General features: G+C 59.0%; 25 protein-coding genes. 11 read left to right on the top strand and 14 right to left on the bottom strand.

The genetic code is table 11. The annotated features are described in order from the left end of the window. Positions 1 to 62 precede the first annotated feature (62 nt). A complete protein-coding gene (locus tag AACY50_RS12420; RefSeq protein WP_339431200.1) occupies positions 63 to 719 on the bottom strand; it encodes a thiopurine S-methyltransferase in 657 nt (218 codons plus the stop codon). Positions 720 to 822: 103 nt separating this feature from the next. On the opposite strand from AACY50_RS12420, the gene AACY50_RS12425 reads away from it, so the two are divergent. Then, positions 823 to 1,590 (top strand): DODA-type extradiol aromatic ring-opening family dioxygenase, encoded by a 768-nt coding sequence (locus tag AACY50_RS12425; RefSeq protein WP_339495504.1) that lies wholly within the window; start codon positions 823 to 825, stop codon positions 1,588 to 1,590. A gap of 116 nt (positions 1,591 to 1,706) precedes the next feature. Here AACY50_RS12425 and AACY50_RS12430 read toward each other — a convergent pair whose 3' ends face one another. Continuing rightward, the gene (locus tag AACY50_RS12430; RefSeq protein WP_008088238.1) at positions 1,707 to 3,380 is read right to left on the bottom strand and encodes a DEAD/DEAH box helicase; all 1,674 of its coding nucleotides are present in this window, start codon (positions 3,378 to 3,380) and stop codon (positions 1,707 to 1,709) included. Positions 3,381 to 3,802: 422 nt separating this feature from the next. On the opposite strand from AACY50_RS12430, the gene AACY50_RS12435 reads away from it, so the two are divergent. Further along, positions 3,803 to 4,594, top strand: coding sequence for a crotonase/enoyl-CoA hydratase family protein (locus tag AACY50_RS12435; RefSeq protein WP_339538619.1), 792 nt, complete (start codon positions 3,803 to 3,805; stop codon positions 4,592 to 4,594). A gap of 109 nt (positions 4,595 to 4,703) precedes the next feature. Here AACY50_RS12435 and AACY50_RS12440 read toward each other — a convergent pair whose 3' ends face one another. Beyond that, positions 4,704 to 5,459 (bottom strand): spermidine synthase, encoded by a 756-nt coding sequence (locus AACY50_RS12440; RefSeq protein WP_339431197.1) that lies wholly within the window; start codon positions 5,457 to 5,459, stop codon positions 4,704 to 4,706. 151 nt (positions 5,460 to 5,610) lie between these two features. Here AACY50_RS12440 and AACY50_RS12445 point away from each other — a divergent pair, with 151 nt between their 5' ends. Further along, positions 5,611 to 6,957: a class II 3-deoxy-7-phosphoheptulonate synthase gene (locus AACY50_RS12445; protein ID WP_339431196.1), complete on the top strand. Its 1,347-nt coding sequence runs from the start codon at positions 5,611 to 5,613 to the stop codon at positions 6,955 to 6,957. 111 nt (positions 6,958 to 7,068) lie between these two features. On the opposite strand, the gene AACY50_RS12450 is transcribed toward AACY50_RS12445, so the two are convergent. Together AACY50_RS12450 and AACY50_RS12455 are read right to left on the bottom strand one after the other, a co-directional pair. After that, a complete protein-coding gene (locus tag AACY50_RS12450) occupies positions 7,069 to 8,295 on the bottom strand; it encodes a winged helix-turn-helix domain-containing protein (protein ID WP_339538620.1) in 1,227 nt (408 codons plus the stop codon). 64 nt (positions 8,296 to 8,359) lie between these two features. Then, entirely contained in the window at positions 8,360 to 8,575 is a 216-nt protein-coding gene (locus AACY50_RS12455) for a DUF1127 domain-containing protein (protein WP_339431194.1), read from the bottom strand. A gap of 97 nt (positions 8,576 to 8,672) precedes the next feature. Here AACY50_RS12455 and AACY50_RS12460 point away from each other — a divergent pair, with 97 nt between their 5' ends. Continuing rightward, positions 8,673 to 9,527 (top strand): LysR substrate-binding domain-containing protein, encoded by an 855-nt coding sequence (locus AACY50_RS12460; protein ID WP_339431273.1) that lies wholly within the window; start codon positions 8,673 to 8,675, stop codon positions 9,525 to 9,527. Here AACY50_RS12460 and AACY50_RS12465 read toward each other — a convergent pair. Next, positions 9,517 to 10,266, bottom strand: a complete 750-nt coding sequence (locus AACY50_RS12465; RefSeq protein ID WP_339431193.1) for a sulfite exporter TauE/SafE family protein — start codon at positions 10,264 to 10,266, stop codon at positions 9,517 to 9,519. The genes AACY50_RS12460 and AACY50_RS12465 overlap by 11 nt on opposite strands. A 110-nt stretch (positions 10,267 to 10,376) precedes the next feature. Here AACY50_RS12465 and AACY50_RS12470 point away from each other — a divergent pair, with 110 nt between their 5' ends. From AACY50_RS12470 to AACY50_RS12480, 3 genes are all read left to right on the top strand, one after another. Next, positions 10,377 to 11,333: a LysR family transcriptional regulator gene (locus tag AACY50_RS12470; RefSeq protein WP_339464804.1), complete on the top strand. Its 957-nt coding sequence runs from the start codon at positions 10,377 to 10,379 to the stop codon at positions 11,331 to 11,333. Positions 11,334 to 11,405: 72 nt separating this feature from the next. Beyond that, positions 11,406 to 11,861 carry a MarR family winged helix-turn-helix transcriptional regulator gene (locus AACY50_RS12475; RefSeq protein WP_339431272.1) on the top strand — a complete coding sequence of 152 codons (456 nt, stop codon included), beginning with the start codon at positions 11,406 to 11,408 and terminating at the stop codon, positions 11,859 to 11,861. 301 nt (positions 11,862 to 12,162) lie between these two features. Further along, on the top strand, positions 12,163 to 12,582 hold the full coding sequence (locus AACY50_RS12480) for an organic hydroperoxide resistance protein (RefSeq protein ID WP_339431191.1): 420 nt from the start codon (positions 12,163 to 12,165) through the stop codon (positions 12,580 to 12,582). A 188-nt stretch (positions 12,583 to 12,770) separates the two neighbouring features. On the opposite strand, the gene AACY50_RS12485 is transcribed toward AACY50_RS12480, so the two are convergent. Further along, positions 12,771 to 13,340 carry an elongation factor P gene (locus AACY50_RS12485; protein ID WP_028619992.1) on the bottom strand — a complete coding sequence of 190 codons (570 nt, stop codon included), beginning with the start codon at positions 13,338 to 13,340 and terminating at the stop codon, positions 12,771 to 12,773. A 48-nt stretch (positions 13,341 to 13,388) separates the two neighbouring features. After that, the gene (earP, locus tag AACY50_RS12490; RefSeq protein ID WP_339538621.1) at positions 13,389 to 14,531 is read right to left on the bottom strand and encodes an elongation factor P maturation arginine rhamnosyltransferase EarP; all 1,143 of its coding nucleotides are present in this window, start codon (positions 14,529 to 14,531) and stop codon (positions 13,389 to 13,391) included. Between the two features lie 123 nt (positions 14,532 to 14,654). Between earP and AACY50_RS12495 the strand changes: the two genes are divergently transcribed. Next, the gene (locus tag AACY50_RS12495; protein ID WP_339464806.1) at positions 14,655 to 15,062 is read left to right on the top strand and encodes a hypothetical protein; all 408 of its coding nucleotides are present in this window, start codon (positions 14,655 to 14,657) and stop codon (positions 15,060 to 15,062) included. A gap of 2 nt (positions 15,063 to 15,064) precedes the next feature. Further along, positions 15,065 to 15,547: a GreA/GreB family elongation factor gene (locus tag AACY50_RS12500; protein ID WP_221729208.1), complete on the top strand. Its 483-nt coding sequence runs from the start codon at positions 15,065 to 15,067 to the stop codon at positions 15,545 to 15,547. Between the two features lie 9 nt (positions 15,548 to 15,556). Here AACY50_RS12500 and cysB read toward each other — a convergent pair whose 3' ends face one another. The 5 genes from cysB to AACY50_RS12525 all read right to left on the bottom strand — a co-directional run bounded on the left by cysB (position 15,557) and on the right by AACY50_RS12525 (position 19,519). Further along, entirely contained in the window at positions 15,557 to 16,531 is a 975-nt protein-coding gene (cysB, locus tag AACY50_RS12505) for an HTH-type transcriptional regulator CysB (RefSeq protein ID WP_221729209.1), read from the bottom strand. 113 nt (positions 16,532 to 16,644) lie between these two features. Continuing rightward, entirely contained in the window at positions 16,645 to 17,148 is a 504-nt protein-coding gene (locus AACY50_RS12510; protein WP_221729210.1) for a universal stress protein, read from the bottom strand. Positions 17,149 to 17,246: 98 nt separating this feature from the next. Beyond that, positions 17,247 to 18,152: a 5'-nucleotidase gene (locus tag AACY50_RS12515; RefSeq protein ID WP_339431187.1), complete on the bottom strand. Its 906-nt coding sequence runs from the start codon at positions 18,150 to 18,152 to the stop codon at positions 17,247 to 17,249. 26 nt (positions 18,153 to 18,178) lie between these two features. Beyond that, positions 18,179 to 19,132, bottom strand: coding sequence for a putative 2-dehydropantoate 2-reductase (locus AACY50_RS12520; RefSeq protein WP_339464807.1), 954 nt, complete (start codon positions 19,130 to 19,132; stop codon positions 18,179 to 18,181). Beyond that, positions 19,133 to 19,519, bottom strand: a complete 387-nt coding sequence (locus AACY50_RS12525; protein ID WP_339431185.1) for a thioredoxin family protein — start codon at positions 19,517 to 19,519, stop codon at positions 19,133 to 19,135. Between AACY50_RS12525 and AACY50_RS12530 the strand changes: the two genes are divergently transcribed. Together AACY50_RS12530 and AACY50_RS12535 are read left to right on the top strand one after the other, a co-directional pair. Next, a complete protein-coding gene (locus AACY50_RS12530; protein WP_339431184.1) occupies positions 19,518 to 19,961 on the top strand; it encodes a PilZ domain-containing protein in 444 nt (147 codons plus the stop codon). The two genes, AACY50_RS12525 and AACY50_RS12530, sit on opposite strands and share 2 nt — an antisense overlap. Before the next feature lie 142 nt (positions 19,962 to 20,103). Next, entirely contained in the window at positions 20,104 to 21,180 is a 1,077-nt protein-coding gene (locus AACY50_RS12535; RefSeq protein WP_339431183.1) for a 3-deoxy-7-phosphoheptulonate synthase, read from the top strand. Between the two features lie 64 nt (positions 21,181 to 21,244). Here the strand turns inward: AACY50_RS12535 and AACY50_RS12540 are convergent, their stop codons facing one another. Further along, the gene (locus AACY50_RS12540) at positions 21,245 to 21,526 is read right to left on the bottom strand and encodes a GNAT family N-acetyltransferase (protein WP_003226804.1); all 282 of its coding nucleotides are present in this window, start codon (positions 21,524 to 21,526) and stop codon (positions 21,245 to 21,247) included. Positions 21,527 to 21,833 lie beyond the last annotated feature (307 nt).

The raw sequence follows: 21,833 nt of genomic DNA on the forward strand, positions 1-21,833 counted from the left end.
GCTGCTCTGGCTGACGTCATCGCTGGCAAGTCAGCGATAACGTCAGTACTGCCGAAAAACAACTAATGACCGGAAATACGGTAAACCCTCTCCTCCAACCGCGTCACGCCCGCCTGCAAGAACTTCCAGCTCTCCCCCAGCACATCCTGCTGTTCGAGCACTTGCACCTGCCAACCGCCGCCCAGCAACCGCTGCACCTCATCGTCCAACACCGCGAACGGCGGCCCGGACATCTGTGACTGATCGTAATCCAGCGTAATCAACAATCCTTGCAAGCCCTGCGGCAAGATCTGCTGAAGGTGCGCCGCATACTGCTCACGCATCGGTGACGGGAGCGCGATCATCGCTGCCCGGTCGTACAGCGCTGCGCAATCGGCGACATCGTCCGCTTTCAGTGCAAAGAAATCACCACACCAAAGCTCGATAGATCCAGCGCGATATACCTTGAATATGCCCCTCTCGCTGATTTGCGGGGACACCCGCTGCTCGCTGAAAAAATCCTCGACAGCTTTTTCCGACAGCTCAACCCCTAAAACCTTGTGGCCACGCCCGGCCAGCCACAGCAAATCCAGACTTTTCCCACACAGTGGCACCAGTACGCGGGCCGATACAGGGATCGACAGATCCGGCCAGTGCCGCTGCAAATGGGGGTTCACCTCAGGCTGATGAAAGCCGATCTGGTCAGATGCCCACTTCTTGTGCCAAAACTCAGGCTGCATGTGTCGCTCCTAAAAAATCGATCAAAAAGCGTTAAAACTTATATTAGATTTAGATCAATGAACTGACTGAAGATGGCCCATCTTACCGCTCAGGAACCCGTCCATGCTTCCCAGCCTGTTTATCTCCCATGGATCGCCCATGCTCGCGCTGGAGCCCGGCGCCAGCGGCCCAGCCCTCGCACGACTGGCCGCCGAATTGCCCAGGCCCGAAGCCATCGTGATTGTCTCCGCACACTGGGAGAGTCACGAATTGCTGGTCAGCAGCCATCCGCAACCCGAGACATTGCATGACTTCGGCGGTTTCCCGCGCGCCCTGTTTGAAGTGCAGTACCCGGCGCTGGGCAATCCGCAACTGGCTGCCGAGGTCGCCGATCTGCTGACCATTAAAGGCCTACCCGCGCGCCTCGATCCACAGCGCCCGTTCGATCACGGCGTCTGGGTGCCGCTGTCCCTGATGTATCCCGAGGCAAATATTCCAGTGGTGCAAGTTTCGTTACCGAGTCGCGGCGGTCCGGCACTGCAAACACGCGTCGGCCGTGCGCTGGCAAGCCTGCGCGAACGAGGGATTCTGCTGATCGGCTCTGGCAGCATCACTCACAACCTGCGTGAGCTGGACTGGCATGCCGGTGCGGAAAGTGTCGAGCCATGGGCCAAGGCCTTCCGTGACTGGATGATCGACAGACTTGCAGCCAACGATGAGGCTGCGCTGCACGACTACCGTCAGCAGGCGCCCAATGCGGTGCGAAGCCATCCGAGTGATGAGCATTTGCTGCCGCTGTATTTTGCGCGAGGTGCCGGAGGCGAGTTCAGTGTGGCGCACAAGGGGTTCACGATGGGGGCGTTGGGGATGGATATATATCGTTTCGGCTGACGCTTTCGCGAGAACGCTCGCTCCCACATGGATTGATGTGAATCCAGAAAACAGGCAAAAAAAATCCCCGAACCAGTCGGGGATTTTTTATGTTCGATCAATCAGCCAGGAGCGGATCAATCTTCGCGGTAGCGACGCAGTTTCAGCTGCTTACCGGCAACGCGAGTGTCCTTCAGTTTGGTCAGGAGTTTGTCCAGACCATCTTCCGGCAGCTCGACGAGGCTGAAGCTGTCACGCACCTGGATGCGACCGATCGCTTCACGGGCCAGACCACCTTCATTGAGGATAGCGCCCAGCAGGTTCTTCGCAGCGATACCGTCACGCGCACCCAGCGCGGTACGGCAACGAGCACGGCCTTCGCCCAAAGGCATTGGCGCGCGACGCTCGCGGTCACCACGATCTGGACGATCACCGGTGCGCTCAGGACGGTCGCCACGCGGTGCATTGTTCGGCACCAGTGGACGCTCCTTCTCGATTGCAGCCAGGTTCAGCGCTTGGCCATTGGTGGCCTTGCGCAGCAGAGCAGCAGCCAGAGCACGCGGCGTGCAGCCGATATCGGCAGTCAGACGATCCAGCAGTTCACCGTGAGTCGACTCGGCATCAGCCACCAGCGGCGAGAGGCTGTTGGTCAGCTTCTTGATGCGCGCATCGAGAACAGCCTGAGCGTCCGGCAGACGTACTTCAGCCACTTTCTGACCGGTTACACGCTCGATCACTTGCAGCATGCGACGCTCACGCGGAGTCACCAGCAGCAGTGCGCGACCTTCGCGACCGGCACGACCCGTACGGCCGATACGGTGAACGTAGGACTCTGGATCGTACGGCATGTCCACGTTGAAAACGTGAGTGATGCGCGGAACGTCCAGACCACGAGCAGCAACGTCGGTCGCAACAACGATGTCCAGACGGCCATCCTTGAGCGAGTCGATAACGCGCTCACGCTGGTTCTGGGCGATGTCACCGTTCAGCGCAGCGGCTTTGTAGCCTTTGGCGTCGAGGGCACTGGCCAGATCCAGGGTCGCTTGCTTGGTGCGCACGAACATGATCAGAGCGTCGAAATCTTCCACTTCCAGCAAGCTGAGAACGGCCGAAGTCTTCTGGTCAGCGTGAACCAACAGGTGAGCCTGTTCGATCGCGGTAACGGTTTGGGTCTTGGTCTGGATCTTGACGTGTTGCGGATCGCGCAGGTGGCGTTCGGCAATGGCGCGGATCGACTGCGGCAGGGTAGCCGAGAACAAAACGGTCTGACGGGTCGCTGGCAGAGCCTTGAAGATGACTTCCAGGTCATCCATGAAGCCCAGTTTCAACATTTCGTCAGCTTCGTCGAGAACCAGGTGGTTCACGGTCGACAGCACTTTCTCGTCGCGACGCAGGTGGTCGCACAGACGGCCCGGAGTGGCGACAACGATCTGTGCGCCGTTACGGATTGCTTTCAGTTGCGGGCCCATCGGCGCGCCGCCGTAAACGGCGACAACGGTGACGCCTGGCATTTGCTTGGCGTAGGTTTCAAAAGCGGTTGCTACTTGCAGCGCCAACTCTCGGGTTGGCGCCAGGATCAGGGCTTGCGGTTCGCGCTTGGCAGGATCGATGCGGTGCAGAATAGGCAGTGCGAACGCGGCGGTTTTACCGGTACCGGTTTGCGCCTGGCCAATCATGTCCTGGCCGGCCATGATGATCGGGATCGATTGCTGCTGAATCGCCGAAGGCTCTTCGTAGCCGGTCGCTGCGACGGCTGCAAGAATATTCGGATTAAGATTAAAAGCGGCGAATCCGCCGGTTTCCTGGGTCATGGGTCTGCCTCTAAGTGCATCCGCAAAGACCCATGCTCCAAAGCTGCGCATGCCGTGTTGAGACTCAAGAGTCGCCCTGGCAGCTTTGTCGGCGGGGATTTGCGAAAACGAATGAATGAGAAAAAGAATCGTCCGGGAAGAGCCCGCAATGCGGACGTGCAGCCGAAGCTGACTTCGGGAAATTGCGCTACCTAAACGCGGCCCGGTTAAAGGCCGGCGCGCACTATACCGGATTTTGCCCAAAAAGGGAGCTTTTTTTATCGCCTGAATCCGTGCGTCACCGCTGTGTAATGGGGTTTTGCGGATAATCGCGCCAAGGTCTATTTTTCAAAGGCCCGGCCCTACGGGTGATGACGCTAAAACGATTCACCGATGTGCGGCATACCGTCGCTGCCCCGCCCTTCCTGCCTGAGGATTTAGCCATGAACCAGCCCTGCCCCGGCCGCGTCAGCCGAGAACGTCGTGGTCATGTCCACCTGATCGGCCTCGACCGAGCGGCCAAGCGCAATGCGTTCGACCTCGACCTGCTCAATGAGCTGAGCCTGGCCTACGGCGAGTTCGAGGCGGATAGCGAGGCGCGGGTAGCGGTGGTGTTCGGGCATGGCGAACACTTTACCGCCGGTCTGGATCTGGTCAATGCCAGCGCCGCCCTTGCGCAAGGCTGGCAGGTTCCGAGCGGCGGTTGCGATCCCTGGGGCGTTTTCGTCGGGCCACGGGTGAGCAAACCGGTGATTGTTGCAGCGCAGGGCTACTGCCTGACCATTGGTATCGAGTTGATGCTGGCAGCGGATATCAACCTGTGTGCGAGCAATACCCGCTTCGCGCAAATGGAAGTTCAGCGTGGGATCTTTCCTTTTGGTGGCGCGACTTTACGTTTTCATCAGGTGGCCGGCTGGGGCAATGCGATGCGCTGGTTGCTGACCGGGGATGAGTTTGATGCCCACGACGCATTAAGGCTGGGGTTGGTGCAGGAAGTGATGGCCAGCGAAGATCTGCTGCCACGGGCGATTGAACTGGCTGAGCGGATTGCCCGACAGGCGCCGTTGGGGGTACAGGCGACGTTGCAATCGGCGCGACAGGCGCGCTATGAAGGTGAGACGGCGGCGGCGCAGGGGTTGCCGACGCTGGTGAAAAAGTTGCTGAGTAGTGAGGATGCCAAGGAAGGTATCAAGTCGCTGGTTGAACGGCGCCCGGGCATCTTCAAAGGGATCTGAGAAATGTGGTGCTCTTCAGGCCCTCTTCGCGAGCCAGCCCGCTCACACATTTGGAATGCATTTCAAGTGTGGGAGCGGGCTGGCTCGCGAAGGGGTCAGCGCTGAAGACTCAAGTCGCCGGACGAATGGCTTTGATCAACGACTGCAACGAATACCCCAACTGCGGCGCCAGTGCTTCGGCCCGGGCCGTCAGCGCCTGCATGTCCAGTGCCTGATCGAGATCCGCCGGGACAATCAGAATTACATTGCCCTCCTTCACCGGCAACTCCCAGTAATGCCGGTGATAGAGCCCTCGCAACAACGCCGCACCCAGCGGCTTGCCGTCATCGGTGGCCCACTGATTGATCACCAGCCAGCCGCCCGGATTCAGACGCTTCTGACAGTCACCCAGGAAACGCCAGGCAAGGTGCCCGACGCCCGGCCCGACATCGGTATAGAGGTCGACAAAAATCAGATCCGCCGGCTCGGCGGTTGGCAGCAACTCGAGCGCATCGCCAACGCGAATGTACAGACGCGGATCATCATCCAGCCCAAGGTATTCAACGGCCAGACGCGGCACATCGGGACGCAGCTCAATCGCTTCGACATCCTCCAGAGGCAGGAACCTGAGGCAGGCCTGAGTCAGCGTACCGGCGCCCAGTCCGAGGAACAGCGCACTCTCCGGGCGCTCATGGCACAACGCGCCAATCAGCATCGCCCGGGTGTAGTCGTATTCCAGCCAGCTCGGATCAGCGGTGAACACACAGCTCTGCTCGATTGCATCGCCGAATTCGAGAAAGCGGTAATCCGCCACTTCCAGCACGCGAATCACGCCGAACTCATCCTGTACTTCGGCGAGCAGATGCTCGACGCGCTCCTCAGTCATTTCGTCTCCTGATGGTCACCGGGCGCGGTGACGCGATGGCACCGCTTTGGCGCCGTGGCAAAGAGGCGATTGTCGGCGAAGGGGCAGGAACAGGTCACGCACTAATTTGCTGATACCATGGCCTTCCGTGCGTAGAACCTTAGAGACCGTGATGAACCAACCCTGGAGCCCTGAAAGCTGGCGTGCCCTGCCGATCCAGCAACAACCCCAATACCCCGACGCCGCGCACTTGCGCCAGGTCGAGCAGACGCTGGCCAGCTATCCGCCACTGGTGTTTGCCGGCGAAGCACGCGAACTGCGTCGTCAGTTTGCCGAAGTGACTCAGGGGCGGGCGTTCCTGCTGCAGGGCGGTGACTGCGCCGAAAGCTTTGCCGAATTTTCCGCGGCGAAAATTCGCGACACGTTTAAAGTGTTGCTGCAAATGGCCATCGTCATGACCTTCGCCGCGGGCTGCCCGGTGGTCAAGGTCGGGCGCATGGCCGGCCAGTTTGCCAAGCCGCGCTCAGCCAACGACGAAACCATCAGCGGCGTGACCCTGCCGGCCTACCGTGGCGACATCGTCAACGGCATCGGTTTTGACGAAAAAAGCCGTGTGCCGGACCCGGAACGCCTGCTGCAGTCTTATCACCAGTCCACCGCGACCCTGAACCTGTTGCGCGCCTTCGCCCAGGGCGGTTTTGCCGACCTGCATCAAGTGCACAAATGGAATCTCGATTTCATCGCCAACTCGGCGCTGGCCGAGAAGTACAGCCACCTCGCTGGCCGCATCGATGAAACCCTGGCCTTCATGCGCGCTTGCGGCATGGACAGCTCGCCGCAATTGCGCGAAACCAGTTTCTTCACCGCCCATGAAGCATTGCTGCTGAACTACGAAGAAGCCTTCGTGCGTCGTGACAGCCTGACCAACGATTACTACGATTGCTCGGCGCACATGCTGTGGATCGGCGACCGCACCCGTCAGCTCGACGGCGCTCACGTCGAATTCCTGCGCGGCGTGAACAACCCGATCGGGGTGAAAGTCGGCCCGAGCATGGACCCCGACGATTTGATCCGCCTGATCGACGTGCTCAACCCGGACAACGATCCGGGTCGCCTGAACCTGATCGCGCGAATGGGCGCGAACAAGGTTGGCGATCACCTGCCAGCACTGATCCGTGCGGTTCAGCGCGAAGGCAAGCAGGTGCTATGGAGTTGCGACCCGATGCACGGCAACACGATCAAGGCCAGCAGCGGCTACAAGACCCGTGATTTTGCGCAGATCCTCGGCGAGGTGAAACAGTTCTTCCAGGTACACGGAGCCGAAGGCACTTATGCCGGCGGGATTCATATCGAGATGACCGGGCAGAATGTCACCGAGTGCATTGGCGGGGCGCGGCCGATCACTGAAGATGGCTTGTCGGATCGTTATCACACGCACTGTGACCCGCGGATGAATGCCGATCAGTCGCTGGAACTGGCGTTTTTGATTGCCGAGACGCTGAAGCAGGTTCGCCGTTGAATCAGTCAGGCATCTAGCGTCTGACAGGTCGCATTCGCGAGCAAGCCCGCTCCCACACTGGTTTAGTGAACAACACCAATCCAGTGTGGGCTTGCTCGCGAAAAGGCCCAATCAATCAACATCAATTTGCGCCAATGCCACCCGCAACCGCCCTGCACTCTCGCGCTGACAATTAAGCTGCACCCTCTCCAACCCCAGCCAATGCGCCATCCGCCGTAAGTTCACCGCCAGCGCCAGCATCCCCTCGTCATCCAGCCCCGCCGCCTCCTCGTGTACCGCCTGCACCGCCAATCGCCCCGATGCCCGCTCGGAACGCAGATCGACCCGCGCAGCAATCCGTTCGTTGTGTAGAAACGGCAACACGTAGTACCCGTAAACCCGTTTGTCCTGAGGCGTGTAGATCTCCAGTCGATAGCGGAAATCGAACAGACGCTCGGTGCGACTACGCTCCCAGATCAACGAATCGAACGGTGATAACAGCGCGCTGGCCGCTACCTTGCGCGGGACTTTCGGCTCCGGCAGGCAATAGGCGATTGGCCGCCAACCGGCCACTTCACAGGTGAGCAACTGTCCGGCCTCAACCAGTTCGGCAAGACGCGGACGGGCATCCGCCGGATTCAAACGAAAGTAGTCACGCAGATCTTTTTCCGTGCCGACGCCCAGTGCTTCAGCGGCATGCAGCAATAATTCGCGCTGCGCCTGGGCCTCATCAGGCAGGGTCTGCTGCAGGATTGACGCCGGCAATACCCGCTCGGGCAAATCATACAAACGCTCAAATCCGCGTCGCCCCGCCACTGTCACTTCGCCAGCGGCGAACAACCATTCCAGCGCATGCTTCTCCGCGCTCCAGTCCCACCAAGGCCCAGCCTTGTCTTCGCGGGTCGACAGACTGCCGGCCCCCAAAGCACCCTGTGCTTCAACAGACGCCAACACCCGACGAATCGTGTCCTGCTGCTCGCGACCGAACTTCGCCAACTGCTGATAGATGCCTTCGCCACGTTTGGCGCGCTGCATCCGCCACGCCAATAACGGATACATCGACAGCGGCAGCAACGATGCCTCATGCCCCCAATATTCGAACAACGTGCGACGCCGTCCCGAAGTCCAGGCCGCTTGGTCGAGCAAGTCAGAAGAATAGGAACCGAGACGGGAGAACAGCGGCAGATAGTGCGAGCGCACCACGGCATTGACAGAGTCGATCTGCAAAAGGCCCAGCCGTTCGATCAGCCGGTTAAGGTGCGATGCCTTGACGGTCGGCGGCTGGCGCCCGTTGAACCCTTGGGCAGCCAGCGCCAGACGTCGAGCCTGTTTAAGGGAAAAGGACAGTGTCGCGGGCATGAGCATCTCCTTGTCTGCTCGCAACCTACCTCACCTGAAAGTGGTTTGTGTAGTAATGCCCTGATCATTTGTGCATCGGATCGTCCCAGAATGGCCGCACCGACTCATGTTCGACGTCGGCGCGACTGACGCCGATGTCTTTCAGCGCTTCGTCACTCAGACTGGCGAGCAACTCGCGTTCGCGGTGAAGCTCGTACCAGCGACTAAACTTGTGCAGCAGATCCGAGATGAGATGAACAGGAACTCTTTCATCGCTTACATAGACTTTTTGACCTTTCATCGTATTGCCCTCCGTTGTGGATGGCCCCAGTCTCGCGCTGGCGCTAAGATCAATCCAACGAATGTTTCTGATGGCATTCATCACGGAGATTCATCAATTGTCGGCCTACCCCAGTATCGATACCGATGTCCTGCGCACCTTTGTCGCGATTGCCGATCAGGGCGGTTTCACCCGCGCTGGCGAGATGGTCAACCGCACGCAATCAGCGGTGAGCATGCAAATGAAGCGGCTGGAAGAAGACGTGTTGCAGCGCCAACTGTTCGAGCGTGATGGCCGTCAGGTGCGACTGACTGCAGAGGGTCAGGTTCTGCTCGGTTACGCGCGGCGCATCCTCAAACTGCATAGCGAAGTGTTCAACACCTTGCGCGAGCCGCACATGGTCGGCACCGTGCGCATCGGTACGCCGGATGATTACGTGATGCGCTTTCTGCCGGGAATCCTGTCGCGGTTTGCGCAGTTCTATCCGCTGATCCAGATCGAAGTGCATTGCGAATCGACCAGACAGCTATTGCAGCGCACCGACCTGGACCTGTCGATCGTGACCCGCGAGCCGGGCAACGAGATTGGTCAACTGCTGCGCAAGGAGCGCTTCGTCTGGGCCGAGGCGCAAAACTTCAGCGCCCACGAACAGACGCCGTTGCCTTTGGCGATGTTCAACAGTGATTGTTTCTGTCGCTTGTGGGCATGCAATGCGCTGGACGCAATGGGCCGCGATTACCGCATCGCCTACAACAGCACCAGCCTGTCGGCGCTGATGGCGGTGGTGAGCGCTGGTCTGGCGATCACCGCCCAACTGGAAAGCCTGATCACCCCGGATATGCGTATTCTCGGCGCCGACGAAAACCTGCCGCTGCTGCCCGAGGCGAGCATCATGCTGATCCGCAACCTGAACAAACCTTCCCCGATTACCGAGTGCCTGGCCGAACACATCGTCGACGGCTTCAAACTTTAATCGCGAGCATCACCGCACACAGCACCAGGAAGCCGCAGAACAGCCCACGCAGAATTTTTTCCGGCATCGCGTGGGCAACTTTCACACCCCAACTGATGCTCGCCAGACCGCCGATGGCCAGTGGCAGGCCGATCATCCAGTCAACTTCGTGATGCACCGCGTAGGTGACCAGGGTGACGCCAGTGCTCGGCAACGCCAGCGCCAGCGACAGGCCTTGAGCAACCACCTGAGTGGCACCGAACACGCTGGTCAGCACCGGCGTCGCCACCACGGCTCCGCCGACACCAAACAACCCGCCCATGGTTCCGGACGCCGCACCAAGTACACCCAGCCATGGCCAGGAATAACGCATTCGGGGTGTCGTCGCTGGCCGCGCGCCTAGTATGCGCACCAGGTTATAGACGGACAACACGACCAGAAAGGCGACAAAACCGATGCGCATCGTCTGTGCATCGATGCCCACCGCCCAGATCGAGCCGATCCAGGCAAAACAGAAGCCCATGACGGCCAGCGGCAACGCATGCCGCAGTTCGATGCGATTGCGCTGATGGTAACGCCACAGCGCCAGCATCACGTTCGGCACCACCATCACCAGCGCGGTGCCTTGGGCAATCTGCTGGTCGAGCCCGAACCACACGCCCAGCAAAGGAATGGCAATCAGGCCGCCACCGATGCCGAAGATGCCACCGAGTGTGCCGAGGGCCGCGCCGAACAGCAGGTACAACAAGAAGTCCATCACAGCCAAATTCCTCTTACGTCAGGCGATTCATCCTACGCAGTCGCGGCTGGCAGGGAAACGCACAGCAACGCACAATGGCTATGCCGATTTCGCAAAAGCGTTGAACCGACATGAACCCCAATCAATTGACCGATCAACTCGGGCTGTTTCTCGATGTGCTGGAAAGCGGCAGTTTTTCCGCCGCTTCACGCCTTCATCCACTGACGCCTTCGGCAGTCGCTCGACGCATCGACAGCCTTGAAAGCGCGGTCGGCAGCCAGTTGTTCATCCGCAGCACACACGCCGTGCGCGCCACCCCCGCAGGCCTGGCCTTTGCCGAACGGGCGCGACGGATCGTCGCCGAACTGCAACTGGCCCGCGCCGAAGCCGTTTCCCTGAGCAGTGCGCCGGAAGGCTTGATTCGCATCGACGCCCCGGCCGCGTTCGGGCGGCGACACTTGGCACCGGTCATTGCTGACTTCCTCGTTCTGTATCCCGGGCTGGATGTGCAGTTGCACCTGATCGACAGCTTCGTCGATATGAGCGGTTCGAACCTGGGCAAAGTGGATCTGGTGCTGCGGGCCGGACAACTGGCCGACACACGGCTGGTGGCCACTCCGCTGGCAAGCATAGTGCGCATTGCCTGCGCCAGCCCTGACTATCTCAAACGCCGAAGCGTGCCAGACCATCCCGCGCAATTGAGTGAACACGACGGTCTGGACTGGGAAGGTCTCGCCCCGCCCTTTGCCTGGCGTTTCGAGGCAGACGGGAAGATGCAACTGCATCGTCCCGCACGCATTCGCATGAGCGCCAACAACGCCGAGGCACTGGTGTGTGGCGCCTTGGCCGGGCTGGGGATTGCGCACCTGCCAACCTGGCTCGCCAGCGAGTACCTGTTGCGCGGCGAGTTGCTGCCGCTGTTCTGCGAGCACGGCCTGCCTGCGCCGGAATCCGCGGGCATCTACGCGTTGCGCATGGAACGGCAAACCCATTCGCGCAGTCATTTGTTGCTGGAATACCTCAAGACCCGATTCAGCCCCGTACCGCCGTGGGATCTGGCACTCCAGCGTGATCTGGGCCGCCACTAGAACTGGAGAATTATCTGGCGCATTAAACATTCGGACGCTAGATTCATGACCATCACCGATCAAGGCTTTGACATGACATCCGAACGCGACACCTGCGAAGACCTGCTGCTGGACAATCAGGCGTGCTTCGCCCTGCACTCGACCTCACTGATGATGACCAAGGTCTACAAACCGATGCTGCAAGCGCTGGGCCTGACCTATCCGCAGTATCTGGCGATGATGGTGCTGTGGGAGAAGGACGGTCTGACTGTCGGAGAAATCAGCACACGACTGCTGACGGATCCGGGTTCGTTGACGCCATTGCTCAAACGCCTGGAAGGCGAAGGCTTGCTCAGCCGCACCCGCAGCCGTGAAGACGAACGCGTGGTGATTGTCGAATTGACCGCACAGGGCCGGGCACTGAAGGAACAAGCCAGAACAGTTCCGCAATGCATTCTAGGCGCCAGCGGTTTCACCCTGGAGCGCCTGCAGAATCTGCAAGCTGAGTTGCAGGCACTTCGCAGCCATCTGCACGACAGCCTCACCTGAATCCATTACCTCCCCCCATGAGGGAGCGGGCTTGCGTGCGAAAGCGGGGTGTCAAATTCCTGTTCGTTAACAGACACCACGCCTTCGCGAGCAATCCCGCTTCCACAATGTTTCTGCGCCAACTCAAAAATTCCTTTCAGATCATGCACTTTTAATGATTAGTGGACTGTTCACACATCAGGGCCGACATTTTTTGAAAAAATTATCTTGCGCACAAAATATTTGCGAGCTACATTCATCTCGCACTTACTTAGCGCGCAAACAGTTAGCGCAAAAAACGACACTGAACGAGGCTCACACCATGCAAACTCTCTACACTGCAATCGCAACTTCCACCGGTGGCCGTGATGGTCGCGCAATCTCCAGCGACAACATCCTCGACGTCAAACTCGCAACCCCGAAAGAACTCGGCGGTGCCGGTGGCGCAGCGACCAACCCTGAGCAACTGTTCGCCGCCGGTTACTCGGCCTGCTTCATCGGCGCGCTGAAATTCGTCGCAAGCCAGACCAAACGCAAAATCCCGGACGACGCTTCGATCACCGCCCACGTCGGCATCGGCCAGATCCCAGGCGGTTTCGGTCTGGACATCGATTTGCACATCAGCCTGCCGGGCCTTGATCAGGCCGACGCGCAAAGCCTGGTCGAAGCGGCGCACCAAGTCTGCCCGTACTCCAACGCCACCCGTGGCAATGTTGATGTACGTTTGCACACCACCGTTTGAGATAAACGCAAAAAACCTGTGGGAGCGGGCTCGTTCGCGAAGGCGTCCTGTCAGTCAACCCTTCACTGGATGCAACAACGTATTCGCGAGCAAGCCCGCTCCCACAGAGGATGAGCAACAGCACAAATCGCAGGCACAAAAAAACCCGACTCAATGGTCGGGTTTTTTCTTTCCGCAAAAAGCAGTGCTTATTTGGCACGGCCTTTGTAGGAACCGCCTTCGCGGGTGTCGATCTCGATCTTGTCACCGATTTCGATGAAGTCGGCAACTTGCAGCTCGGTACCGTTGCTCAGCTTGGCTGGCTTCATGACTTTGCCGGAAGTGTCGCCACGAGCCGAACCTTCGGTGTAGTCAACTACGCGCACGATGGTGGTCGGCAACTCTACGGAAACCAGACGCTCTTCGAAGAAGATCGCTTCGCAAACATCGGTCATGCCTTCTTCAACGAAAGGCAGAACGGCTTCGATGTCTTCAGCGTTCAGCTCGTACATGGTGTAGTCAGTGGTGTCCATGAACGTGTAGGTGTCGCCGCTGATGAAGGACAGGGTCGCTTCTTTGCGGTCGAGGATTACGTCGTCCAGTTTGTCGTCGGCGCTGTAAACGATCTCGGTCTTGTAACCGGTCAGCAGGTTTTTCAGCTTGGTCTTCATGATCGCGCTGTTACGGCCCGACTTGGTGAATTCAGCTTTCTGAACCAGCCAAGGATCGTTTTCGAGACGGATCACGGTACCGGGTTTCAGTTCTTTACCAGTTTTCATTGCGAATATCCGAATTTGGATGGGATTTACAAAAATCTAGGCCGCGTATCATATCCAATTTAGGTAAAACTGTACCAGCGCCGCGGCAAGATCAGCCTGCAAGCCTTGTTCCAGACACCACGATTCGGCATTTTTCTGCAGTTCTGGCCAATGATGACGGGCCGCGAGCCAGTGTTCGCCGATCGGCTGACCGGCGCTCCAGGCTCGCCAGAGACCGCTCATCGCCTCGGCAGCGGCCGGTGACAGGCCTTTTGTGTAGAGCGCGAGGAAGGCATCGAGCTTGTCCAGATGGATGTCTTCGTCCTGCTGATAAATGTGCCAGAGCATCGGCCGCCCCGCCCATTGCGCCCGCACGAACGAGTCTTCCCCGCGCACCGCATTGAAATCGCAGCACCAGAGCAGATGATCGTATTGATCCTGGCGGACGAACGGCAGCACCTGCACCGTCAGCGATTGACGAACATGAATCACCCCGACGTCGAGATTTTCCATCCCAAGCCATCGCGCGACGTCGCCGAGTATCCGACCTTCAGGCACCAGCAGATGGGTTGGCTTTGCATCGGTTGCCAGCACATCGAGCCAACTGGCCAAACCAGCGTTCTCATAGGCAAACAGCGAAATCAGTTGGGCTTCAGGCACGCGGTCGATCCCAAGACCGTGCAGGAATTCTCGCTGCACCTGGGGATCTTGCTGAAACTGCCGACGCCGTTCGAGTAAACCTCGCTCACGCAACAATCCGCCCGTTCCTGGACGGAATCCCGGAAAGAAGAATATCTTCTGCACCGACTTATACTTCACCGATGGCAGGCCGTGGCAACCCACGACCCAGTCTTCGGCGCTGAGATAGTCGAGGTTCATCCACAACGGCGGTTGTTCCCGCTCGGCCATGGCGCTCATGTAATCACTCGGCAGTTGGCAGGCGAACGCGGCGATCACCACATCAGCGGCGTCCGTCTCTAACCATTCGCCTGGCCAGTGTCGCACCTCCACACCTTGCTGCCATTGTTGCGCGGCGTTGATATCGATTGGCGGACAAATGCGTTCGAATGCGCGCAAGTCATCGACCCACAACCGCACTGTCAGCGAATGCTCAGCCACCAGTTGCCGGGCCAAGCGCCAGGTCACGCCAATGTCGCCGTAGTTATCGACCACGGTGCAAAAAATATCCCAGCGGGTTTTCGGTTCCGGCATTCAAGACTCCCGTTGGCAAAACACCGATTGTCCGCATAAATGACCTCATGCAGAAGAGCCGACGGCGATTAATCTTCGTGCGACAATCACCATTTGCCCGCACCCATCCGCCAGGAGGCAGCCATGCCCTACCGTCCTAACCCGCGTCGCCCCTTGCCGGTTCAACTGAGCGCGCTGCATTTGACCGGCAGCATTGCCCTGGGCATATGGCTGGGTTTTCTTGCCATTGCGCTGACGTGCTGGCTGGCTTCACACGTTCTGTTCAACGAACAACTGGCGCCGGTCGCCCAGGCTGTACAGCAATTGGCCAACCCGCCAGCCGTCCGGACACAACCAGACATTGCACCGCAGAGTCCGCTGTTTGAGCAGTACGAAGAAAGCCTGCGCAAGAACGAGCAGCAAAATCGCCTTGATCAGGCACGCAGCAGCGGCCGCAACCAGTCAAACCCGAAATGCCAGTTCTGGCTGCAACAGGACCAGACCGCGCCAAGCGAAAAAAGCCGCGCCAACGTTTTACAATTCTGCGATTGATCATGAACAAGCACACTGTCCACCAATTGATTCTCGACAAACTGCGCATCGACCTCGACATCGCCGAACGCGCTGCGCAAACCGCTTACGAAACCGCCACCCACGAAGAAAACATCGCCGAAAACAAGTACGACACCCTCGGGCTTGAGGCATCGTATCTGGCGGCAGGGCAAGCGAAACGGGTCGAGGAAATTCGCCAGTCACTGGCGCTGTGCCAGAACCTGACGCTGCGCGCGCACGACGAAAACCGAGGTATAGAAGTGGGCGCCCTGCTCGGCCTGGAAGATGAAAAGGGGCGCGAGCAGTGGCTGTTTCTGGCCCCGGATGCGGCGGGCCTGAAAGTCGATGTGGTGGGTCAACCAATTACTGTCATAACCCCACGCTCGCCACTGGGCAAGAGCCTGCTAGGCAAGCTGGAAGGTGATGAGGTCGAGATTCTGGTGGCGGGCACCCGGCAACAGTTCACTGTCACCGAGGTGCTCTGAGGCGGGCGCTTAGTGAACGGGCAGTTCGACGCCGTCGAACAGATCTTCCAGTTCCTGCTTGTTGTGACACTGGATAGCTTTGGCCATCACTTCGCGGGTCAGGTGTGGCGCGAACTTCTCGATGAAGTCGCACATGAACCCGCGCAGGAAAGTACCACGACGGAAACCGATCTTGGTCACGCTCGATTCGAACAGCTCGCTGGCATCGAGCACCACCAAGTCGTTGTCGAGTTTGGTGTCAACCGCCATCTTCGCCACGATGCCTACGCCCAGCCCCAGGCGCACGTAGGTTTTGATCACGTCGGCGTCGGCGGCGGTGAATACCACTTTCGGCGACAGGCCACGATGGCTGAAGGCTTCGTCGAGTTTCGAACGTCCCGTAAAACCGAACACATAAGTCACGATCGGGTATTCAGCCAGCGCTTCGAGGGTCAGCTTCGGCAGCTTGGTCAGCGGGTGGCCCTGCGGCACCACCACACAGCGGTTCCAGCGGTAGCACGGCATCATCACCAGATCGCCGAACAACTCCAGCGCTTCGGTGGCAATAGCGAAGTCGACGGTGCCGTCAGCAGCCATTTCGGCGATCTGCATCGGCGAACCCTGGTGCATGTGCAGCGCCACGTCCGGGTATTGCTTGATGAAATTGCTGATCACCGGCGGTAGTGCATAACGCGCCTGGGTGTGAGTCGTGGCGATCGACAGGGTGCCTTTCTTCTCGTTGGAGAATTCCTGGGCGATCTGCTTGATGCTTTCGACTTTGCGCAGAATCTCACCAGCGGTGGTGATGATGCGCTCGCCGGCCGGCGTCACGCGGGTCAGGTGCTTGCCGCTGCGGGCAAACACTTCGACGCCGAGTTCGTCTTCCAGCAGACGGATTTGTTTACTGATGCCCGGTTGCGAGGTGTAGAGGCTTTGGGCTGTAGCGGAAACGTTGAGGTCGTGGTGCGCCACTTCCCAGATGTAGCGCAATTGTTGAAGCTTCATATGTATCCCTCAAAGCAGGTAGACGCCACGGGCATCAGCGACGATATATAACTATATTAATGGTTAGAATAATAAATCTAGAACTTTTTTATCAAAGCGCCATTATTCCTGCTTTAGCGATCCTCCCGCCGCCGACGCTCCACCAGTGGCACCAGATACACCGGCACCTTGGCCAATTGCAGGACTCGAGCGGCCGTGCGCCCCAACGGCGTTTCCGCGCCCACCCCGTGGCTGTGACTTCCTACGATCAGCAAATCGACAGAGAGTTTCTGTACCTGATCAAGAATCACCTGCGACGGATCGCCCTGCAGCACGCGCACCGCTCGAATGCGCTGCAGATCCAGCTCGCCCTCGTCCCCCAGTTCTTCGCGAAAACTTTCCAGTACCCGCTGCTCGATATTGGCGATGACTGTTTTCAAACCCTGGCTGTGGAATTCGTTCAACGCCTGCTCGTCGAGATAACTCTGCAACACCGATTCGGCAAACAACCCCATCGGCTCCACCGCATGCACGACGTACAGGTCGGCATCGAACGTTCGCGCCAAAGCCAAGGCGTGCTGCATCACTAACGGGGCGTACAGACCGAGGTCAGTGGCATACAGCATCGAACGAATCATATGACCCCCTCGCAAGCCAACATGGCGCAGATTTGATTCAGCTTAGCAGTGCCTTGGCGAGTACGACGTGTGACGCAACTTCTTGAAGCACCGGGGCTTTAGATCGACGGTTCGTTGCTGATGCCATGAGGCACGTGGCCAGTAGCGACGACTTCGCGGGCCAGTTCGCAATGGCCGGTCTGATCATCAAAGAACACATCGGCAGCAAAGGCCTCAAGAAACGCCGACTTGGTCAGGCCGCCGAGGAACAGCGATTCGTCGAGGCGGATATCCCACTCGCGCAACGTGCGAATCACCCGTTCATGCGCCGGCGCCGAACGCGCCGTCACCAACGCCGTGCGGATCGGGCAGTCGTCGTCAGGGAACTCGCGCTGCAGCAAATTGAGCGCGGCGAGAAAGCCCTTGAACGGCCCTCCGCGCAAAGGCTCACGGGCCGACTCACGTTCCTTGGCTTGAAACGCCTCCAGCCCGCCGGACTGATAGACGCGTTCAGACTCGTCGGAAAAGATCACCGCGTCACCGTCGAAGGCGATGCGCAACTCATCGCTGGCCGCACGGCTGGCGCCCCCGGATAGAATCGTCGCGGCGGCGAAACCGGCATCCAGTGCCGCACGCACATCCTCGGCATGGGTGGAGAGAAACAGATCGCAGCCGAACGCTTTCAGATACGGATAAGGACTGCGCCCGCCGACAAACGCCGCACGGGAAATCGCCAGACCGTAATGGTGAATCGAGTTGAACACTCGCAGGCCGGTATCGGCGCTGTTGCGTGACACCAGAATCACCTCGACCCGAGCACGACCGAGGCGACTGTTAAGACTCAGGAGTTTTTCCACCAACGGGAAGGCATCACCGGGTGCGAGAATCTCGTCTTCGTGCTCGATCTGATATTGCCGATAGGCTTCAACGCCGCTCGACAGGTAGACCTTGTGGCTCTCGCTCAGGTCGAACAAGGCGCGCGATGAAATCGCCAGCACCAGTTTGTCATCGATGTTCTTGGCCATGCCTACCCGCCCTTTCACAAAAAAACTTAAACGTTGCGGCGGTCGATAAAACCCAACGTGCGATACAACGCTTCGATACGTGGCAGCTCGCAGCCCACCGCTTTCGCGGCCGACAGTGGCCGGGCATAAATCGCCTCGAGTTCCAGCGCACGCTTGTGCAAAAAGTCGTGGTGCATGCTCGGCCAGTAGTCCGGCATTTTCTCGGTCATCGTGAACAGGTACTCGGCGTAACCGGGCGGCATGTCGTGCCCACAGGCCTTGGCCCCCTGCACCACTTCGGTCATCAACGCCTGGATCAACGCGCGGCTGTCGGCGTCGGCCATCAGCGGCGTGGTACTCGCGCCGAGCAACACCGAAAGACCGTTGTAGGGGATATTCCAGACCAGTTTCTGCCAGCGTGCCTGCTGCAGATCGGGCATCGCCTGCGAGTCGATACCCGCGGCGCGGAACAAAGTGCAGCCCTCTTCGACAATCGCCATGCGTCCGGCATCATCGATGGCCGGGCCGCTGTGGTAACCGACATTCACAGCACCCAAAGCTTGATGGGTTATTTGCCCAGGCCCTTCGCGGTGTACACAGATAAGGCACAGACCTCCGAGCAGGTGCAGCGAATCGGGCAACTGTTCACGCAGGCTGTCCTCGACGTCCAGACCATTCTGCAATAGCAGCACTTTCGCGCCGGGCTTCGAGGCTTGAATGATCGAGGGGGCAAGACCCACATTGCTGGTGGTCTTGGCGCCGACCAACAACCAGTCACACGGCGGCATGTCCTGGGCCGAAGAATAAGCCTGCACAGGGCTCAACGTCAGCGGGCCATGCACCGCACTGTTAACGTGCAAGCCCCGTTCGGCGACCGACGAGAACTCGCTGCGCAACAGAAAATGCACATCGAACCCAGCGCGCGCCAACATCAAACCGTAGAAACCACCTATTGCGCCGGTGCCGATAATCCCCACCACCGGTTTGCTGATTGTCCCCATTTATGGCAACTCCTCTGCTATTCGAACCAAGGCCTGCGCCAATGCCTCGTTGAGCGCATCGACCGTCAGGCGCGTGTGCAATGCCCCAAAGAACTCGCCGTCACGCACGACAAACAACGCCGGCAAATGAAAGACCTGATACCGCGCCACCAGGCCACCGTTTTCGCCGGCGTCGATCCAGCACAAGCGATCCACCGTCAGATCCAAACCGGGCAAGACCTCACGGGCATACCGGCAACTGGCGCAACCGACGCTGGTAAAAATCACCAGCGAAACGCCGTTCATCGCCAACAGCCGCTGGTCAGCGTCGAAATCGGTCAGCTGCGATTCGACCACTATACTGGGGGAAACAATGTCAAATGGCCGACACAGGGAGTCTGTGCTCATGGGACGTTTCATTCCTCATCCGGACGAAGTGCCGGTTGAATTAACCTTGCTCAAGCCTGAGTGTATTTCCAGACAACAGCTGCACACTATCAGCCTCGGCGGGATCGCTTGCAATTATCACCGCGCCTGGCGCCATGGCACGGCGCTGCAAATCCGCATGCCGACGCTCAATGCCGATATCTGTTATCCGGGCTATGTGGCGTGGTGTCTGCGGCGTAAAAAGGGGTATCTGGTGGGCATCGCCTTCACCGATGAACAGGCGCTGTTCAGTGCGCGAATGGGTGAGCAAGTGTGTCAGATCGAACGCTATTGCCGAATAAACGATGCTCACGATGCCCTGCAGGATATTCAGGCGTTGGCCCTGCACTGGGTCGAGCAACATGCCGACGAGTTCTCCCACGACAGCGTTCGCAAGGCTTTCGCGCAGCCATTGCTGGATTAGGCTCTGTTTTAAACAGTGACGTGCCCATTGTCGAGCAGGCGTCTAACGCGCTAAGGTTCAGCTCCCCGACGCGCTTAAATCTGCTGTGTTCCGCCGCGCGGGGATCGCTGGCGGCCGGCACCCGTGACCTGACGAGTAAACGATGGCTGATTTACCGATCAACGACCTAAACGTCGCCTCTAACGAGACCCTGATCACTCCTGATCAGCTCAAGCGTGATATCCCTCTGAGCGACGCGGCCCTGCGCACCGTCACCAAGGGTCGCGAAGTCATTCGCAACATTCTTGATGGCACCGACCACCGCCTGTTCGTAGTGATCGGTCCGTGCTCGATCCACGACATCAAGGCTGCCCACGAATACGCCGAACGCCTGAAGGTGCTGGCCGAGGAAGTCTGCGACACCTTGTACCTGGTCATGCGCGTGTATTTCGAAAAACCGCGCACCACCGTCGGCTGGAAAGGCCTGATCAACGATCCGTATCTGGACGACTCGTTCAAGATCCAGGACGGTCTGCACATCGGTCGTCAATTGCTGCTGGATCTGGCCGAGAAAGGCCTGCCGACTGCCACCGAAGCCCTCGACCCGATCTCCCCGCAATATCTGCAGGACCTGATCAGTTGGTCGGCTATCGGCGCGCGCACCACCGAATCCCAGACGCACCGTGAAATGGCTTCGGGCCTGTCTTCGGCCGTCGGCTTCAAGAACGGCACAGACGGCGGCCTGACGGTAGCGATCAACGCCCTGCAGTCGGTGTCCAGCCCGCATCGTTTCCTCGGGATCAATCAGGAAGGTGGCGTATCGATCGTCACCACCAAAGGCAACGCCTACGGTCATGTGGTATTGCGCGGCGGCAACGGCAAGCCGAACTACGATTCGGTCAGCGTCGCCCTGTGCGAGCAGGCGCTGAACAAAGCCAAGATCAAGCCGAACATCATGGTCGATTGCAGCCACGCCAACTCCAACAAGGATCCGGCCCTGCAACCGCTGGTGATGGAGAACGTGGCCAACCAGATCCTCGAAGGCAACCAGTCGATTATCGGTCTGATGGTCGAGAGTCATCTGAATTGGGGCTGCCAGGCGATTCCAAAAGACCTCGCCGACCTGCAATACGGCGTGTCGATCACCGATGCCTGCATCGACTGGTCCGCCACCGAGAGTACCCTGCGCAGCATGCACGCCAAGCTCAAGGATGTGTTGCCCAAACGCGAGCGCAGTTGATCCGCGTTTTACAGGCATAAAAAAACGCCGGGCATTCATTGCCCGGCGTTTTTGTGTGTGCTGTTCAGATTTTCGCAGCGCGGCGCTGATGACGCTCCATGTAGCGCTCGACGTAGGAGCACGAGGGGATGACCGTGTAGCCCATTTCCTCGGCGTATTGCAACGCGCTTTCTGTCAGCGCTGCGGCAATGCCACGGCCACGCAGGGCGTTGGGCACAAACGTGCGATAGATATCCAGGGTCTGTTTACCCAGATCCATGTAGGTCAGGTAGGCACGATGACCGTCCACATTGGTCTCGAACTGATGACCAGCCTGGTCATGGTGGATGGACAACGCCTCGCTCATCACTACTCCTCGCGGGTCTTGAATTTTGACCCCTACCTTACCGATGTTTTTCCGGCGAAGGAACATCTACGCCACCCCGTGCCTGATGGACAACGAGAAGAGCCACACCGATCCCACGCAATCGAGCACCTGTAAATAGTAGGCACCATTGGCAAAAATGCTCAAGGTACGCTCGTCATCAAGCGGCTTGACGGGGGGGGGCTGCTCCGATGGACGCAGGGATGGCCTGGAGACGATATCTCCCGGGCCGCTCACCTGAACATTGCCGGATGTTGAGACTTAAGACGTGCCGCCTTTTATAAAGTCA

The organism is Pseudomonas sp. RA_15y_Pfl2_54 (genome assembly GCF_963971015.1).
Taxonomy (GTDB): domain Bacteria; phylum Pseudomonadota; class Gammaproteobacteria; order Pseudomonadales; family Pseudomonadaceae; genus Aquipseudomonas; species Aquipseudomonas baetica_A.